Here is a 17,839-nt window from a genome sequence, read left to right as displayed (position 1 = left end):
GGCGTCGGTGATCGTTACTCCGGGTCGTCCCCACGCGCCCGCTCGAACGCCTCGATCGCCCGCTCCCGGCGATCGGCGTGGTCGACGATCGGTGCCGGGTACGCGGGTGCGATCCGCTCGCGATCGGCGGGCGTCTGCTCGTGCCACCCGTGGATCTCCGCCGGAGTCGCGTCGGCGAGTTCGGGGACGTAGGTTGTGACGTACTCGGCGTCGGGGTCGTAGTCGCGACCCTGTTTCATCGGGTTGAACACCCGGAAGTACGGCTGGGCGTCCATCCCCGTCGAGGCGGCCCACTGCCAGCCCCCGACGTCGTTGGCCGTGTCGTGGTCGGCCAGTTTTCGCCGGTACCAGTCGTAGCCCTCGCGCCAGTCGATCAACAGGTCCTTGGTCAGGAACGACGCGACGATCATCCGGACGCGGTTGTGGACCCAGCCCTCCTCGCGGAGTTGGCGCATTCCGGCGTCGACGATCGGATACCCCGTTTCGCCGGCCTTCCAGGCGGCGAGTTCGTCCGGGTCGTTACGCCACTGGATCTCGGCCGCGTAGCCGCTGTAGTTCTCGGTGACGATGTCCGGGTTGTACGCGAGCACGTGCGCGTAGAACTCCCGCCACGCGAGCTGGCGCTGGAACGCCTCGACGCTCGCCGCCTCGTCGGCCGATCCGGCTCGATCGGCCGCCCGCTCGGTGGCCGCGTAGACCGCCCGTGGCCCGATCGTCCCCCACTTGAGGTGCGCGGAGAGCCGAGAGGTCGCGCCGGCGGCTGGGTAGTCGCGCTCGTCGGCGTACCGGTAGATCGGACCCGAACAGAACGTGGCGACGCGCTCGCGGGCTCGCTCCTGCGTGACGGTCGGCGGGGACGCCTCGGGTTCGTCGAACCCGAGTTCGTCCAGCGACGGTAGCGGTTCCCCCGAGACGTCGGCGAGGTCGCCCGCGTCCGGCGGCTCGATCGGGGCGGCCTTCTGGCGGTCTTTCCACTTCTTCCAGAAGTACGAGAACACCGAGTAGTGCTCGCCCTGGTTCGGCGAAATCGATCCCGGTTCGTGGTGAACGGCGTCGTGGACCGTCTCGACCGCGATTCCGTCGTCCTCGAGTGCGGCCGTGACCGCCCGGTCCCGATCGCGAGCGAGGCCGCTGTAGTCCTCGTTCCAGACGACGGTGGATGCGTCGTACTCGGCTGCGAGAGCGGGAACAACTGCGCTGGCCTCCCCGCGGACGACGAGCACGTCACTGCCACGCTCACGGTACCACGCTCTGAGTCCCGCGAGCGCGTCGAGCAGACAGCGGACGCGGACCGCCGATGCGTGGTCGAGGACCGTCGGATCGAGGACGAAACACGGCACGATCGGATCGTCGCCCGCGGCACGGGCCAGTCCACGGTTGTCCCGGCCCCGAAGATCACGGCGGTGCCAGTGGAGAATCACAGTCGTCGATGACGGTCGGGACGATGAAAATATGCGGGTGCCGGCGATCGGCGAGCGGGCGTCGCGCGTCTACCGCCCGGCGATCCGCGAGCGGCGGTATCGGTCGTCTGACTCCGGGCGAAGGCTCACCTGTCGGGTTTGCCGCTCGTCTCGGACGTCGTCACGAGGAACTCCCGTACCGACGCGAGGATCCCCTCGACGGTGTAGTTGCGGCCGATGTAGACGCTAACGTACGCGAGAAGCGTCCCCGCGACCACGTCCGAGAACCAGTGGATACCGAGATACATCGTCGACAGGGAGACGCTGATCGCGAAGAACCCGGCGATCGGCACCCAGAGCCGATACTTCTCGCGCGTGTACCACGCGACGAAAAAGACCGTCATCGACAGCGACGTGTGTAACGAGGGGAAGACGTTGGTGTTCTGGTTGACCTGGTTCGTGAGGCGTCTGGCCTGGGGAAACGACTCGTAGAGCAGGCCGTCGAACAGGAGTGGGTCGACGTTTCGCGGCCCGTACGCCAGAAACAGGACGTAACACACCAGACCGATCGCGTAGTTCGCGGTAAACGCGAGCACCAGCGTCGAGAGGGAGTCCATCTCGTCGAGCGCGAAGTACGCGATCAGCGGGAACAGGAGCAAGAACGCGTAGCCGTAGATGTAGCTGAAGACGAAAAACGAGGTGAGGAGTTCGGTCTGGAACGACTGGAGGAACGCGACAGGAGTCGTCCCGAACACCGCTCGTTCGAGGTCGAACAGGTACGGCGTGATGTTGGTCCCGAGGACCCGTCGCTCGAGTCGGTGGACGACGTCCCGCGTCGACCACCGGACGAACAGCACGACGGCGAGCGCGACGAACGGGAGCGCACAGGCCTCGATCCGCCATCGAAACCCACGCAGCGCTGTCACGAGCCGCCGTGGACCGACGATGACCAGCGTCGCGGTACCGAGCATCGTCGCCACGACGAACGTCAGTTCGAGAACGACTCCGACCAGCGACATCGGGGATTCGGTCACAACTACACGGCGGATCCCATTAATAGCGACCGGTTGTTCACGATCGTCGTCGCGGACGGCGCACGGTCACTCGAGCAACCGGTCGTTCTCGTAGCGGTAGCCCACGTTCTCGAACAGCGATCGGACGCGAGGGACCGACAGTTCGCCGTCGGCGCCGGGAAACATCGGCGTGGTCGGTTCCTCGTCGTGTTCCCAGCCCTCGTCGGCGAACCCGAACAGCGAACTGTACGTGGACGCGGGGTCGGCCATGCCGTCGAAGTACTCCATGACGGCGTACTCGCGATCGATCAGTCGCGAGAGGATCCGTCGGAAGTGCGGATTGCTGAGCTGTGGATGCTGGACGTTGTAGCCGATCATGTAGAAGCCGTCGGTGTGCCCGACTACCGTCTCGACGTTCGAGGCGGTACGGATGGGTTCGGCGTGCTCCGGCGGGACGTTGCTCACGGTGACGTCGATCCCGCCGTCGACGAGCGTCTCGACCATCGACCCAGGGTTCGGGGCGATGCGGAACCGGATGCCGTCGAACTGGGAAAAGTTCTCGAACACGTCCGGTCGATCGACCGTCCGCCGGCGGAAGACGTGGTCCTCGAACGGCGCGAGGACGAGTTCGGTGTTGGCCGTCGACTCCTCGAAGGCGAACAGGCCGGACCCGATCGGGTCCTCGTTGTCGGTCACGAGGGCCTCGGTCCGTCGCTCGGCGACGGCCGTCGATCGCTCCGCCCAGACGTGTTCCGGTAACACCGGGACGGTAAAGACCCGAGTGGCGACGGGACGGACGGTATCTCCGAACGTGAAGCGGAGGGTCCGCGTATCGACGGTCGTGACGTCGTCGACGAGCGTCAGTTGGTCCCGATACCGGGGAGCCGGCACGCCGCCATCGATCGCGCCCCGTGACGTATCGTCGAGAAACTCGATCGTAAACGCCACGTCCGCCGCATCGAGGTCGGTCCCGTCGTGCCAGACCAGCCCGTCGCGGAGCCTGACCTCCGCCTCCAGGAGCCCTGTTTCGTCCCAGTCGATCGTGTCCGCGAGCCACGGGACGATCTCGTCGTCCCGGCGACGCACGAGCGGGTCGTAGACCAGGTCCAGCAGGCCGTCGATCCGGTTGCGATCGACGACGATCGGGTTCAGCCGCTGGGTGAGTCCCTCGCCGTAGACGCCGACCTCGAGCGGCCGATCGTCGACCCAGGCGTTCTCCTCGCGACTCATGATGTCGACGTACTCGAGGAGCGATCGAGGTGGACGCGACACGTCGAGCGTCCGTCGACAGCCGCCGAACCGATACGGGTACGCGACGACGGTGTACGGTGCCGTGGTTTCGAGGTATTCGAATAGCTCGCGGAGCGTCTCCCGCCGTTCCGATTCGCCGGACCGTCGTTGCGTCTCGAGATGCTCGTCGGCCGTCACGTCGGAGAAGTTGAACGGGTTCTGCCACCCTCGTTCGCTGACGAACCTGGAGTGTAACAGGCCGCGAACGGCGTCGTACTCGTCGAATCCGGGGTGTTTCAGGACGAACACGTCGTAGTCGTCCTGCAAGAGCACGTCGCGGTAGAGATCCGCCTTCGCGACCGGTTCGTGCGTCGTATTTATTCCTGCCGCCCGGAAGTTCTCCCGGAGCTGGCTCAGGATCTTGGCCGCGACGACGTCGTCGTCCGTCGGGGCCGACTTGATCGTGAGCGACACCTGTTCCGGACCGTCGTTTTCCGCCTGGGACCAGAACCGTTCCGCACAGCCGGCGAGGGCACTGGCTCCTGCCGCACCCGCACCTGCGACCAGCTCTCGTCGCGTCACCGGCGGCCCTCCGTCCTCCATGTGGCCCTTCAGTAGGCCACCCCGGAGTATAGGACTTACTCTCGAAACGACATCTCGATCGGGGCCGTTCGTTTCGACGCCGGCACCGATCGATCGTCCGGAACGCCGATCTCGGCACTTGTCCATGCCTATATCGGTGCAGATAAATACGAATAAAAGACTATCATCAAGTCATTCATCTCGTGTTTGGAATACAGTATAGAATCGAAGACTGTCTTTTCTAGACGTATATGACCGGCATAACAATACTCGGTACCGGCAACGGCACAGTCGTGGCATCCGTTCACACGCCGGCGACCGCGATCGGTTCTCGCTGATCGACAGGCCGGGTGAACGGCCACGGAAGACAGCTATGAAACTCGCACTCATCGGCTTTGGGCAAGCAGGCGGGAAGGTCGTGGACGAGTTCCTGGCGTTCGACAGTAGAATCGACGGCGGGTTCGTCGAATCGGCGATCGCAGTCAACTCTGCGACGACCGATCTACAGGGGCTCGAGCACGTCTCGCGGGAGAACCGCGTGCTCATCGGACAGGCCCGCGTCAAAGGGCACGGCGTCGGGGCCGACAACGAACTCGGCTCCCAGGTCGCAGAGGAGGACATCGACGAGATACAGGGCGCGATCGATCGGATCTCCGTCCACGAAATCGACGCGTTCCTGATCGTCGCCGGCATGGGCGGCGGGACGGGGTCGGGCGGCGCGCCCGTGCTCGCGAAACACCTCAGGCGGATCTACACACAGCCGGTTTACGGCCTCGGCATCCTCCCCGGGACCGACGAGGGCGGCATCTACACCCTCAACGCGGCCCGATCGTTCCAGACGTTCGTCCGGGAGGTCGACAACCTGCTGGTCTTCGACAACGACGTCTGGCGCAGCGCCGGCGAATCGGTCGAGAGCGGCTACGATCGGATCAACGAGGAAATCGTCGAGCGGTTCGGACTGCTATTCGCCGCCGGCGAGGTCCAGGCGGGCGACCACGTGGCGGAGAGCGTGGTCGACTCCTCGGAGATCATCAACACCCTCTCGAACGGCATCTCGACGATCGGCTACGCCCGCGAGACGGTCGATACGGGCGACGGACTCCTCTCGTCGTTCACTGGGGGGAGCGGCTTCGACGAGGGCGAGTCGGTGAACCGGATGACGAGTCTCGTCCGAAAGGCGACGCTCGGCCGGCTCACGCTGCCCTGTGACGTTTCGAGCGCCGATCGTGGCCTCGTCGTTGCGACTGGCCCGCCGGATCACCTCAACCGCAAGGGCGTCGAGCGCGGCCGCCAGTGGCTCGAGGACGAGACGGCGAGCATGGAGATCCGCGGCGGCGACTTCCCCATCCCGGACCGCCGGGAGGTCGGCGCGATCGTCCTCCTCTCGGGCGTCACGGACGTCCCGCGAGTCGACCAGCTCCAGCAGGTCGCGATCGAGGCCCAGGAGACGACCGAACAGGTCCGCGCGTCCGCCCAGAAGGACTTCGAGACGCTGATGGACACCGGCGGCGAACTCGACGCGCTCTTCTAGTGCCCGCAGTCGGTGTGTCGGTGGAATCCCGATACCCCGATGAAAGTACTCCGAACGTGACGTCGGCGCAGTCGTTCGATACCGAGAGAACGGCGGCTATCCACACTCGATCGTATCAGACAACTTTAAGAGCGTTGGTTGAGTGTCACAGAACGTGAACCGCTCACACGGTCCGTCCGATCGGCCGCCGTCGCTCGTGTGAGACCGACCGTCGCGGTTCGACAGTGTGATCGTCCATGCCAGATCGAAGTCTCCACCTGCCAGTCGCAGCACAGCCGAGCGTCGAATCACTCACCGCCCTCGCCCAGCTCGGCGAGGACCACGGGTACGAGTACGCCTGGCTCCCCGAGACGTGGGGCCGGGACGCCGTCACTGTCCTCACGGACATCGCCCGTGAGACCGACGAGATCGGGCTCGGACCGAGCATCGTCAACGTCTACTCGCGATCGCCCGCCCTGCTGGGCCAGACCGCGACGACGCTCCAGGAGGTCGCCGACGGCCGCCTGCGGATGGGGATCGCCCCCAGCGGCCCGGCCGTCGTCGAGGGCTGGCACGGCGTCGACTTCGATCGGCCGCTCCGGCGAACCCGGGAGTACCTCGAGATCATGCGCACGGTCATGTCCGGAGAGACGCTGAACTACGACGGCGACATCTTCTCGCTGGCGGGCTTTCGCCTGCGCTGTGACCCGCCCGAAGAGTCCGTTCCGATCGACGCCGCCGGGATGGGACCGAAGTCCGTCGAACTCGCCGGCCGGTTCGCCGACGGCTGGCACGCGACCGTCTTCACTCCCGAGGGACTCGAGGAACGCCTCGACGACCTGCGCCGCGGGATGGAACTCGGCGATCGCGACCCCGACGACGTGCGCGTCACGCTCTCGATGACCGGCTGCGCCCTCGAGGACGGCGATCGGGCCCGCGAACTCGCTCGCCAGCACCTCGCCTTCTACGTCGGCGCGATGGGAACTTACTACCGGGAATCGCTCTCGCGACAGGGCTACGAGGACGAGGCCCACGAGATCGCCGCGGCCTGGGCGAGCGGCGACCAGGAGGCGGCCCTGGCCGCCATCCCCGACGACCTCCTCGACGCCCTGGGGGCCGCCGGCACGCCCGAGCGCGCACGCGAGGAACTCCGCAAGTTCGAGGCGATCGAGGGCGTCGACGACGTCGCGATCGGGTTCCCGCGCGGGGCCTCGCGCGAGGAGATCGAATCGACGATCGAGGCGTTCGCACCCGACGAGGCCTAGTCGCTCGTCTCGGGCGGCCGGACGACCCCATCGATCGCCGACCGGAACCCGGGGCTCTCGCGGTACCAGAGCCAGAACGCGACGCCGGCCGTGACGAGCGACGTGGCCACGACGCTGAACGTCGCCATCAGGAACGCGAGCGCTCCCTCCCCCGCGACGGCGAAGGCGTTCGCCGGGTTGTCGTGGAGGAAAAAGAAGTACGTCACGAACCAGACGGTCGTCAGCATCGACGAGACGAGGACCGGCGCGCCGTACGTGTAGTTTCGTAGCCAGATCAGGCCGAGCGCAGTCAGCGGCCCGATCACGCCGACGATCGCGATGAACGCCGGTTGCCCCTCGGTCAGCGGCGCACCGACGATCGATCGGGCGGCGGCGAACAGCACGAGCGTCCCCAGGTAGACGACGACCGGTACCGTGACGATGAGTCGTTGATCCACGTGCTATCGTGGCGACCTGTTCGTCTTAACCGTTGTTCCAGAATCGATTCGTGAGCCGTCGCTCCGGGCGGGATCGCGGACCGGAACGTGACCGAAAGACAGGAATACGGCAACCGGGAGACTGACGGGAGTCGGCGGCGCACGTCGAGGTATGGCGGACGTCGATCGGATCGCGATCGGGGACGGCTCACCCGAGGGAACCAACAGCGCCTACGTCGTCGGTGACCGCGCCGTCGTCGATCCCGGGCCGCCGACCGACGATGCCTGGGCGGCCCTCCGCGAGGGCCTCGATCGGGTCGGCGTCGCCGTCGACGACCTCGAGTACGTCCTCGTCACGCACTGGCACGTCGATCACGCCGGCCTCGCACCGCGCCTGGCCGGGGCAGCCGATGCGACGATCGCGATGGGAGCCGACGATGCACCGCTGGTCGCCGACTACGCGGTCGAACGCGAGCGGCGACTCGAACGCGACGCCGAGACGATGCACCGACTGGGTATCCCGGACGACGTCGTCGCCAACGTCATCGACGGGGATGCACCGTCACCGATGCCCAACGCCGTCCCAGTCGAACCGCTCGGGGACGGGAATCGCGTCGCCGGAATCGAGGCGCTCTCGACGCCCGGGCACACGCTCGGCCACACCGCGTACGCGGTCGACGACGTCCTGCTGGTCGGCGACGCGATCCTCCCGACGTACACGCCGAACGTGGGCGGGAGCGACACCCGGACGCTCTCGACGCAGCGGGAGGGAACGACCGCCGAGCACGATCCGCTGGCGACGTTTCGCGAGACGCTCGATCGGCTGTCGAACCGCTCCGAAACGCTGCGTCCCGGGCACGGAACGAGCCTCGATTCGGATCGGATCGACGACGTTCGCACCCACCACCGGGACCGATCGCGACGGGTTCTCGCGGCGCTCGAGGCTACCGAACGGGGTCCGACGACGCCGTGGACACTCGCCAGGGACCTGTTCGGCGACCTCGCGGGGATCCACGCCAAGTTCGGGGTCGGCGAGGCCGCCGCACACCTCCGATCGCTCGAACGCGACGGTCGGGTCGAACGAGTGACGATCGATCCGGAGCGATACGAGCCTCGCTGAAACCGGTCAGTTACGATGTCTGCGAGCGGTCGATCGCCGTTCCCCGCTGGTCCCCGGGTCAGTCGATCGCCAGTTCACGTTCCGGGGTCAGTCGATCGGGAGCGCCGCCGTCTCCACGTCGCCCCGCCGGCCGTCGAGCACGTCGAACCGATCGCTCCGACGGTGTTCGAGCCAGTAGAGGAGTCGTTCGGCCCACGCGAGTTTCTTCCGCTTGACCGGACCGACCGAGGGATCGTCGAGGTCCCAGCCGACGAAGACGAGCCGATCGGCACCCAGGTGGTCCGCCAGGAACGCGGCCCGATCGCCGTCCGTGAACCCCCCGAAGTTGCGGACCGGTCCGGCGGGTTCGGCCTGCGTCGTCGGCAGGACGTACTCGTCCGCGCAGTCGGGGACGACCGTCCGGACCGCTGGGACGTTATCGCCGTGGGCGTGGACCGCAACCGGCGTTCCGCGCTGAGTGAATCGACGCACTGTCTCCGGGTTCTTGTCGAGATCGGTGACCATACAGTCGACGTCGATCCCCGCGTCCTCGAGGACGTCAGCCGCCGTCGACGCGGCGACGACGACGTCGGCGTCCGCGGCTCGATTCCGGGCCCGATCGGACTCGATCGACGGCCCGGCACCCGCGATCGCGACGGTGGCGTCGCGAACGGCCGACAGGTGAGCGAGATCGAACGGCTCCGTCAGGGACGCGAGGACGTCCCGTGCGCGTTCGTCGCCCGCGCGATCGTAGCCGAAGTCGCGACGGATCGCCTCGTAGACGGGTTCCCACTCGTCGAACTCCATGATCGTGCTGGGTGCCGGAGCTACATGTGTCTGGGTGGTCGCCCTTCGTTCGGTAGCCGGCCCGGGCCCGGACGACTCGGCGTCGGCCCGGATCGATGGCGCGCTGACGCTACCGAACACCGAGATCGGGGAGGCCGCCGATCGACGACGACGGCGTCGTCACTGGTCGACGTAACACCACAATAATTCCGTGTTGTGGGCCGGGGGTCGCCTCCAAAGTACCCCTACCCGGGAGGCCGCCCGGCGTCCACTCACACATTTTGATGCATCAGGTATAAGCTTTCTCTTAACGCAAGACCGATTCGAGTGCCGAGCCGATCGCCCCGAGACCGCCTTCCCCGTTCCGGATCCGGGAACTGACGTCGGAAACCGCCGTCGTCGAACCCACGAGGAGTACGGCATCGTCGTCGACGGCGTACGCGACCGCGCCGTGTTCGGGGGCGACCTCGGCCAGGTGCCGTCGCGCTTCGGGCGCGAGTCCGTCGATTTCGAGCAGTTGCCTCCCCCACTCGTCCGCCAGCGAGGGATCGACGTCGTACTCGGCGAGCTGGCGTCGGAGATCGCGACCCGAGTGGACGTCGAGCTGTGCGATCGAGACACCGTCGGCCGTCGCGCGCCGACGCTCGGTGAACGCGTCGCCGATCAGCGCGGCGTCGCGGGTCTCCGCCACGTCGTGGGTCCGGACGACGTTCGCACCCCGTTCGACGGCCATTGACGTCGCCGCCAGACTGACCGGCAGGCGCTCTTCGGTCTCCCGATCGGCGAGCTCGCCGAGGAAGTTCTTCCGGTTGATCGAGACCAGCATCGGCTGGCCGAGCGCGCGAAACTCGCGGAGCCTGCGGAACGTCTCGCGATCGTCCGCGAGGGTCTGGGCTTCGCTCCAGCCGCCGAACGCTGGATCGACGATCGTCTTGTCCGTGAGTCCGTGCTGTTTCAGCGCCTCGTACACCTGATCGACGTAGTCGGCCTGGCGGGCCCACCCCGGCGATTTCCGCTCGGCCCACGGCGTCTCCTCGACGGCCCCCGGCCGCTCGAGATCCGGCGGACTCGCCATCTTCGCGACTGCGGCGTCGTGGTCCTCACAGGCCGACGGCATCTCGGGGTCGGCGAAGCCCGCGATGTCGTTGACCATGTCGAACCCCAGCGACAGTGCCTCGTCGGCGACCGCAGCGTAGCGCGTCTCGATCGAGAAGATTGCGTCGCCCGAGACGCTCTCGATCGTCTCCAGAGCGACGTGAAGTCGATCGAGTTCCTCCTCGGCGGAGAGGACGTCGAACCGTTTGTTCGCGGACTCCAGTCCGACGTCCACGATGTCGGCACCCTCGGCGATCAGTTCCTCGTCGACGTACCTGGCGGCCTCGCCCGGATCGTCGTAGACGCTGGGATCGTACGGCGACTCCTCGCTGACGTTCAACACGCCCATGATCCGGGTCGGATGCTCGTCACCGATCCCCAGTCCGGCCGCGTCGACGCTGTTCATACGTTCGCTGGGGTGGGAAGACAAAAAGGTACCGCGGTTCCGGCGAACCGGGTCGGAACGGACGATCGTGGCCGCTCGCGCTACTCGTCCTCTTTCAGGACCGCCAGCCGCGAGTCGCGCAACAGGACCTTCTTGACGATCGAGGGGTTCTCGAGAAGACGGTGTTTCGCGTGCGCGCCGCGCCCGCGTCCGCGACCCTCGCGCTCGGACTGGATCACGTTGAGAAAGTTCTGTTCCTGCAGGATCTCCTGGACGCGTCGTTCCGAGAGCACGTCGAAGTCGAGCTGGCGGGCGATCTCCTTGTACTGGTTGTAGATGATCTTCGTCGGGAACTCCTTCTCCGTGCTGTTCTCGGTGAGCAGGGTCAGCGAGTAGAGAATCGCCTTGGCCTGCTGGGGCGAGCCCTCGATCAGTTCGTTGAACCGGTCAGCCTCGGTCTTCTCTTTCGCGTCGCGGACGTGATCGGCAGTGACCCGCGTGTCGGCTCGCTTCTTCGCGATCCGGCCGGCGTTCCGGAGGATGTCGATCGCCTTGCGCGCGTCGCCGTGTTCCTGGGCGGCCAGCGCGGCCGTGAGCGGGATCACGTCGTCGGAGAGCACGCCGTCGTGGAACGCGTCCCGTCGTTTCTCGAGAATTTCGACGAGCTGGTTCGCGTCGTACGGCGAGAAGACGAGTTCGTCGCGCGAGAGGCTCGACTTGACCCGCTCGGAGAGGTGGTCCGGGAAATCGATCTTGTTCGAGATGCCGATGATCCCGATGCTCGAGTCCGAGATCCGGCGGTTCTCGCCCGCCCGGGAGAGTTTCCGGAGCACTTCGTCGTCCTCCAGCATGTCGATCTCGTCGAGGATGACGATCGTGACGTCGGTACAGCCGTCGACGGCCTCCCAGAGCCGTTTGTAGTAGTCGCCGGTACCGAGGCCGCGATCGGGGACGGTGACGCCGCTCCGTTCGGGTTCGTTGACGATCTGGGCGATCGTCTTGACGATCGATGCTTCCGTGTTCTGTTCCCCACAGTCGATGAAGGCGTACTTGACCGTGACGTCGTCGTGCTGGGCTTCCGTGATCACTCGCTGGGTAACCGACCGGGAGATGAGCGACTTGCCGGTGCCGGTTTTCCCGAAGATGAACAGGTGGTTGGGTTCGCTCCCGAAGATCGCCGGATTCAGGGCGTCCGCTACCCGTTGCATCTGCTCGTCGCGTCCGACGATCCGGTCCGGACCGGGGAGATGCGTGATCTCGAGCAATCGCTCGTCGGCAAAGACCGGATCGTCGTACCGGAAGAGTGGATCACGATCGTCGTTCGCGGACATTGCAGTACCCGGACCCTTCCAACTGAACTGAAATAAATGTATGGAGATCGATCGCGGGTGTAAATCCACCGGTAGAAGTGCTGTAAAGTGGTCTTGGGAGCATAGAACCAGTATTTCGGTCGGTCGCCGCCCTCGCGTTTCTAAGGCGGTCCGTCTTGCCCCACCGATCGGCCCGCGTTTCGATCGTCTCGAACGGTCACCGACACCCCCCTCGCGGATGTAACTGTTGGCGTATCGATCAGATTCGACGATCGTTCCACCGTGTTACGAGTGAGTCGACGTCTGCGACGAGTGGAGTGAAATCCACGTCGACCTGGCGAAAAACCCGTGTCGAGACTCCGATCCGGGCACTCCGGTTTCTGGCCACCCCACGCACACCCCCTTCGCGGATGTAACGCCGAACGGGTGGGTGGCCGATCGATCGAACCGTCGATTTCGGCCGCAATTCTCGACTGTCGAACCGATCTTTCATCCGCGACGGAGGTGTGTAGCCGTACAGACCCCCCACACGAATGTGGCCTTACAAACGCGACGGGGGTGTGTCCCCGTGTCATCCCAGCGGTTGCTGTCGTACAAGCGGGTCAGACGGACGTCTGACGGGTTTTCGGTTCGACCGGTACTCGATTCCGATCCGTTCATCACGAGTACCCCGCGCCACGAACCAGCTACTCTTCAGATCCTCTTCGAGAGTGCATCAGTCCTACGTACTAGCTCTAGTCACTAGTTCTAGTCACCAGTTCTAGTCAATAGTTCTAGTTTCAACTCTCTACTAGACTACTAGAAACTAGTTCATGTAGGTAGTTCATGTAGACGTGTTCTCTCGAATCGTCTCCTCCTCTGGTCTCCGTCTCCAGACTCTCCCAGTGTCGAACCGGAACGACGGAACTCGTCGAACGCGTCACTTTTGACTCCACGGTCGGTAGCACCGGTATGAGCGGTTCGACGGGACTCCGTACAGTCACCAGCCACCCAGATCGATCGACGTCCCGACTGCCGAACCATGACTGACGGCCAGTCACCCCACACGTCGACGATCGAGCGTACGCCGCCGGCAGTCGCCGTGGTAGACGCGGAAACGCCCGGCAACGTGGGTACGATCGCCCGGGCGATGAAGAACTTCGGCTTCGAAGACCTGCTCCTCGTCGACCCGCCGGAACTCGATCCCGACGGCGATGCCTACGGCTTCGCCGGGCACGCCCGCGAGGACGTCCTCCCGAACGCCACCGAGATCAGTTTCGATCGCCTCGTCGAGTCGTATCACACGATCGGCTGTACCGCCGTGACGAACGAGGACGATCGGCGTCACGTTCGCTTCCCCTACTCGACGCCCGCCGATCTCGCGGAGCGACTGCCGCGGGTCGAGGGACCGACCGCGATCGTCTTCGGGCGCGAACGGGTTGGACTCACCAACGAGGAACTCGCCCGGATCGACGAACTCTGTTCGATCCCGGCCAACCCCGAGTATCCCGTCCTCAATCTCGGGCAGGCCGCGACGGTGACGCTGTACGAACTCCGATCGATCGCCCTGGACGACACCCAGTTGCCGGACGTCGAACGCGTTCGCGCTCCCGAACCGACCGTCGATCGCCTCTACGACCAGTGGGCGGATCTACTCGCCGAAATCAACCATCCCGAGGAGAAACGCGAGAAGACGATGCGCATGCTCCGGCGCGTCTACGGTCGTGCCGACCTGACCGAACGGGAAGCCAACACGTTGCTCGGACTCCTGCGACGTGCGACCGAACGCCCGGCCGATCGGTAACCGACTCACACTTCCACCGACTCGTACTTTCTCGTCCACTGTCAGGTGACGCCCTGCCCGCGTCGCGATAGCCACCACAGTAATGTACCACCGGTCACCACTGATACGGGATGTCAGAGGTTCACCGACGGAAAGCCCTGCACCTCCTTGGCGCTGGGGCCGGAACGGCACTCCTCGCCGGTTGTTCGGAGTCGAGCGACGATACCGGGACCAATCCTGACGACGAGTCTTCCGGCGACGACCAACCGACCGGCGAACTACCGTCGTACGCGCCGATCCTCCCCGAAACGGACGATCAGCAGTACTTCTACGGGGCGATCGACCAGGCGACGATCGCTGCGCTTCGCGACGACGAGGGGCCCGAAGACGGCGCGGAACCGACCGATCCGTTGCTCGCCAACCCGGTGGCGTTCACGTTCAACTACTATCTGTTCGGGTTGAGCCAACTGGCCGAGTCGGCGAGTTTCGAACCCTACCGGGAGAACGACCGGACCGACGACGGGAACGGGGCGTTCGTCTTCGTCGACGGCACGTACGCACTCAAAGGCACCTACGCGTTCGACGGCTTCACGTCCGATCTCGAGGACGCCGGCTACGACGTCGAAACCGAGGCGGAGACGTACGCCGTGTACACCGATCCCGACAGCGGCGAAGTCGTCGGCGTCAGCGACAAGGTGTTCGCCTTCAGCTATCCGAACGCGAACGATCCCGACTTCGACCCGATCACGTCGGTCGAACGGACCGTCGCGACGGCGGCCGGCGACCGGGAGCCGAAACACGAAACTGACGACGAGTTCGAATCACTCGTCCGTGCCGGCGAGAACGACGGCATCGCCGTCTGTCTGTACACGACGGACGACGAGTTCGACGAGGATACGCTCTCGAACGAGACGTCTGAAGACGGAAGCGATGGACCCACCTTCGACTTCACGGCCTTCGCCGGTGCCGCCGGCGTCCAGCAACGACTGTCGATCACCGAGGACGACGTCGCCGCCCGGGCCACGTCCACCGTCGTCTACAGCAGCGACGATCGCGTCGACGAGACGGGCCTCGAGTCGGAACTCGGAACGGACGCCGACACCACCTCGGTCGATCGGGACGGGACCAGCGTGACGGTCACTGCCGACTACGCCGGTGAGATCGTCGACGAGTGAGGAATCGACCGGTTCTCTCCTGACCCAATTACCTGTTCCGAACCGAGTACTTGTTCTGAATCGACTGCCAGTCCCGAACCGACTAACTGTCCCGAACCGACTGCCCGCCTGAATCAACTACTGGGTCGGCGCTTCGGGTGTCGCGATCCGGCGGGCCGACGATTCATCCGGCTTCGAGTGGGACACGTACTGACCGGTCTCCGAGACGGTTCCGACCCAGCCACAGTCCGGACACGCGTACAGTCCCTGTCCGTCGACCACTGAGCCGTCACAGGCCGGACAGCCACCCGACGTCGTTCCCTCGACGTGTGCGTCTCCCTCGATCGGCGTCGGCAGGTCTCCGGTCCGGAGCGACGCGATCGCCTCGTCCGTCGTGTACGTCTCGTCGGCCGCCGAGTGGGGGAACACCCCCACCAGTTCGTCGTCGGCGTACACCTCGAGACACAGCAGGGGCGTCACGAGCAACTCCTTCGTCTCGCCGGTCACCTGCGAGGTGGTCGTCCGCTCTCTGAACGGCGGTTCGACGCTCACGCCTTGCCGTTCGGCCCACCCGGTGAGGCGATCGTACGTTTCGAGGACCTCCTGATGGGGGGTCGATTCCGACAGGGAGACTTCCTTGGGCCAGCTCCGGAGCAGCAGGTCGTCGACCGTCCCTTCGGATTCGCAGGCCTGGAGCGTCTCGACCTGTCTATCGACCGGTTCCAGGAGCAACGGTGCGCGCACGTGGCACACGGCCGTGACCTCCGTCTCGGTCGTGGATGTCGGTGCTGTCATCGGTTGTGTAAGCGGGCCACGTTGGCTCATATAAATGTTAGTGGCAATTCCTCCCACACGGTAGCATCGGGTTCGAACTCCATCGACGACGGAGTCACAGGATTCCTTCCCTCTGGGGACGGAGCGCCGTCCGATTCTACTCCAGACACGGGCGGCGTTCCCTCCGAATCGATCGGGAGCCGCGACGCGGAGACGTGGTCACTCGGTCGACGACTCTGCGCTCGCGTCGGCCCGCAGGTCCGGATCCGTCTCGGGAGGCTGCGGTTCCGCGCTCGCGTTGTCCCGCAGGTCCGGCTCCGTCTCGGCCTTCGGTTCGGCGTCGTCTCGCCCGGTCCCGCCGTCGGTTCTCGCCTCCTGCCGACGGGGCGCGTTCGGCGTCCGACCCGGTGTGGTATCTGTCTCGAACCGCGATCGAACCAGTCGCCGGAGCGCGTTCCGCTTGACGATCACGAACCCGGCGAGGATCGTTCCCAGTCCGACCATCGTCAGCGCGTCCGCGACGAAATCGAGGACGACCCAGCTGACGCCCATCGCGACGACGGGTTCGGCGTACCCGACGAGCGAGACCTGCGTCGCGCCGGTTCGATCGAGCAACTCGAAGTAGAGGAAGAACGCGAACACGCTGGAGACGAGCGTGAGATAGCCGAAGGAAAGCAGTGCCGTCGTCGTCACCTCGATCCCGGCGAGCCGTTCGCCGCGAAGCGGTGCCCAGACCAGCAACAGCCCGCCGCCGACGAGCATCGCCCACGCCTGGAGCGTCTCGATCGGCAACCCGGACTCGATCGGGCGGACGAGCACCGTCCCCAGTGCGAACGCGGCTGCGGCGGCGAACACGAGGGTCGCGCCGACGACGGCACCGCTTCCCAGCGGCACCGACCAGGGTTGCGCGACGGCGGCGACGCCGAGCAGTCCGAGCACGAACCCGACGATCCCGACGGGCGTGAGCCGTTCGGCGGGAAGCGCGACGCCGGCGAACGCCGCCGTGAGGATCGGGGCCGTACTGACAATCGTTGCGGCGACCGCTCCTGCGACGTACAGTTCGCCGACGTACAACAGCCCGTGATAGAGTGCGATGACGAACGTCCCGGCGACGACGACGGCGAGCCACTCGGTCCGTCCGCTCGGCCACGCCCGATCGGCCACGACGGCCGCGTACCCGAAGACGAGCACGCCGGCGATCGCGTACCGAAAGCCAGCGAACAACAGCGGCGGCACGTACTCCAGCCCGATCTCGATCGCGACGAACGACGTTCCCCAGCACAGCGCCAGAATCGAAAAGAGCACTGCATTCTGGTATCTTCCGCCAATAGACCCATCTGATCTCATGACCGGTTCGGAATCTACGGCTGTATTTAGATCCTTCTACAATAGATCGACGAGCGTCGGATGCAGAACCATACATATGAACTGTATTCAAACGATCCGCCACAAGCGTCGCATTCGTTGTAGATATCTACAACTGTGGGATCGACTTCCGAAGCACACATAGCGCCATCGGTCCGATTCGAACCCGGACCATGGACGACCGCGACGTGCGCCTCCTGAAAGCGATCGCCGAACTCGAGACGGGGAGTCCCGAACGCCTCCACGAGGCGACCGGTATCCCGATCTCGACGATTCACTACCGACTGAACAACCTCCGCGAGGGAGGCGTGATCGAGAACGATCGGTACGACGTCGACCTTGAGGAACTCGGCCTCGGCGTGACCGTCATCGTCGAGGTACACGCGGACTACCAGGGATCGTACGAGCGCTTCGCCGATCGGCTCCGGTCCGTCGAGGGGGTGACGAACGTCTACTTCACGATGGGCGAGACGGACTTCATCGTGATCGCCCGGTTGAGCGGGAGCGACATGGTCGAACGACTCATCGCCGAGTTCGAGGAACTCGAAGGGGTCGATCGGACGGACTCGACGTTTGTCATCTCCGCGGTCGAAGAACGGGACGCGCTCCAGAGTTACAGCCTCGAGACGTTGCTCGAGGAACTGGTCGACGAGTGAGCGGCGGGGCGTGTTGACGTGTGGAGTGCGGCGGGGC

Annotated in this window: 15 protein-coding genes; 6 read left to right on the top strand and 9 right to left on the bottom strand. The window is 65.5% G+C overall.

What is annotated here, in order from left to right:
* Positions 1-14: 14 nt before the first annotated feature.
* The 3 genes from MUN73_RS20270 to MUN73_RS20260 all read right to left on the bottom strand — a co-directional run bounded on the left by MUN73_RS20270 (position 15) and on the right by MUN73_RS20260 (position 4,246).
* Positions 15-1,421 carry a cryptochrome/photolyase family protein gene (locus MUN73_RS20270; RefSeq protein ID WP_250142335.1) on the bottom strand — a complete coding sequence of 469 codons (1,407 nt, stop codon included), beginning with the start codon at positions 1,419-1,421 and terminating at the stop codon, positions 15-17.
* A gap of 125 nt (positions 1,422-1,546) precedes the next feature.
* A complete protein-coding gene (locus MUN73_RS20265; protein ID WP_250142367.1) occupies positions 1,547-2,419 on the bottom strand; it encodes a phosphatase PAP2 family protein in 873 nt (290 codons plus the stop codon).
* Between the two features lie 81 nt (positions 2,420-2,500).
* On the bottom strand, positions 2,501-4,246 hold the full coding sequence (locus MUN73_RS20260; protein WP_250142334.1) for an ABC transporter substrate-binding protein: 1,746 nt from the start codon (positions 4,244-4,246) through the stop codon (positions 2,501-2,503).
* A 352-nt stretch (positions 4,247-4,598) separates the two neighbouring features.
* Here MUN73_RS20260 and MUN73_RS20255 point away from each other — a divergent pair, with 352 nt between their 5' ends.
* Positions 4,599-5,756 carry a tubulin/FtsZ family protein gene (locus MUN73_RS20255; protein ID WP_250142333.1) on the top strand — a complete coding sequence of 386 codons (1,158 nt, stop codon included), beginning with the start codon at positions 4,599-4,601 and terminating at the stop codon, positions 5,754-5,756.
* 236 nt (positions 5,757-5,992) lie between these two features.
* Positions 5,993-7,000: a TIGR04024 family LLM class F420-dependent oxidoreductase gene (locus tag MUN73_RS20250; RefSeq protein ID WP_250142332.1), complete on the top strand. Its 1,008-nt coding sequence runs from the start codon at positions 5,993-5,995 to the stop codon at positions 6,998-7,000.
* Here MUN73_RS20250 and MUN73_RS20245 read toward each other — a convergent pair.
* Entirely contained in the window at positions 6,997-7,437 is a 441-nt protein-coding gene (locus MUN73_RS20245) for a hypothetical protein (RefSeq protein ID WP_250142331.1), read from the bottom strand. The genes MUN73_RS20250 and MUN73_RS20245 overlap by 4 nt on opposite strands.
* A gap of 151 nt (positions 7,438-7,588) precedes the next feature.
* On the opposite strand from MUN73_RS20245, the gene MUN73_RS20240 reads away from it, so the two are divergent.
* A complete protein-coding gene (locus MUN73_RS20240; protein ID WP_250142330.1) occupies positions 7,589-8,536 on the top strand; it encodes an MBL fold metallo-hydrolase in 948 nt (315 codons plus the stop codon).
* An 87-nt stretch (positions 8,537-8,623) separates the two neighbouring features.
* Here MUN73_RS20240 and MUN73_RS20235 read toward each other — a convergent pair whose 3' ends face one another.
* The 3 genes from MUN73_RS20235 to MUN73_RS20225 all read right to left on the bottom strand — a co-directional run bounded on the left by MUN73_RS20235 (position 8,624) and on the right by MUN73_RS20225 (position 12,112).
* On the bottom strand, positions 8,624-9,322 hold the full coding sequence (locus tag MUN73_RS20235) for a 6-hydroxymethylpterin diphosphokinase MptE-like protein (RefSeq protein ID WP_250142329.1): 699 nt from the start codon (positions 9,320-9,322) through the stop codon (positions 8,624-8,626).
* Between the two features lie 286 nt (positions 9,323-9,608).
* Positions 9,609-10,802, bottom strand: a complete 1,194-nt coding sequence (gene folP, locus MUN73_RS20230; protein ID WP_250142328.1) for a dihydropteroate synthase — start codon at positions 10,800-10,802, stop codon at positions 9,609-9,611.
* Between the two features lie 80 nt (positions 10,803-10,882).
* Entirely contained in the window at positions 10,883-12,112 is a 1,230-nt protein-coding gene (locus MUN73_RS20225; RefSeq protein ID WP_250142327.1) for a Cdc6/Cdc18 family protein, read from the bottom strand.
* 1,000 nt (positions 12,113-13,112) lie between these two features.
* On the opposite strand from MUN73_RS20225, the gene MUN73_RS20220 reads away from it, so the two are divergent.
* Both MUN73_RS20220 and MUN73_RS20215 read left to right on the top strand, forming a co-directional pair.
* Entirely contained in the window at positions 13,113-13,874 is a 762-nt protein-coding gene (locus MUN73_RS20220) for an RNA methyltransferase (protein ID WP_250142326.1), read from the top strand.
* A 110-nt stretch (positions 13,875-13,984) separates the two neighbouring features.
* Positions 13,985-15,028 (top strand): hypothetical protein, encoded by a 1,044-nt coding sequence (locus tag MUN73_RS20215; RefSeq protein ID WP_250142325.1) that lies wholly within the window; start codon positions 13,985-13,987, stop codon positions 15,026-15,028.
* A gap of 117 nt (positions 15,029-15,145) precedes the next feature.
* Here MUN73_RS20215 and MUN73_RS20210 read toward each other — a convergent pair whose 3' ends face one another.
* Positions 15,146-15,802 (bottom strand): HTH domain-containing protein, encoded by a 657-nt coding sequence (locus tag MUN73_RS20210; protein ID WP_250142324.1) that lies wholly within the window; start codon positions 15,800-15,802, stop codon positions 15,146-15,148.
* A 198-nt stretch (positions 15,803-16,000) separates the two neighbouring features.
* Positions 16,001-17,128 (bottom strand): DMT family transporter, encoded by a 1,128-nt coding sequence (locus MUN73_RS20205; protein ID WP_250142323.1) that lies wholly within the window; start codon positions 17,126-17,128, stop codon positions 16,001-16,003.
* Between the two features lie 191 nt (positions 17,129-17,319).
* Here MUN73_RS20205 and MUN73_RS20200 point away from each other — a divergent pair, with 191 nt between their 5' ends.
* Positions 17,320-17,802, top strand: a complete 483-nt coding sequence (locus MUN73_RS20200; RefSeq protein ID WP_250142322.1) for an Lrp/AsnC family transcriptional regulator — start codon at positions 17,320-17,322, stop codon at positions 17,800-17,802.
* The last annotated feature ends 37 nt before the right edge of the window (positions 17,803-17,839 follow it).

The organism is Halosolutus amylolyticus (assembly GCF_023566055.1).
In the GTDB taxonomy this organism is placed as follows: domain Archaea; phylum Halobacteriota; class Halobacteria; order Halobacteriales; family Natrialbaceae; genus Halosolutus; species Halosolutus amylolyticus.
The sequence above is the reverse complement of the archived record's forward strand: the minus strand, read 5'-3'. Positions and strand labels throughout refer to the sequence as shown.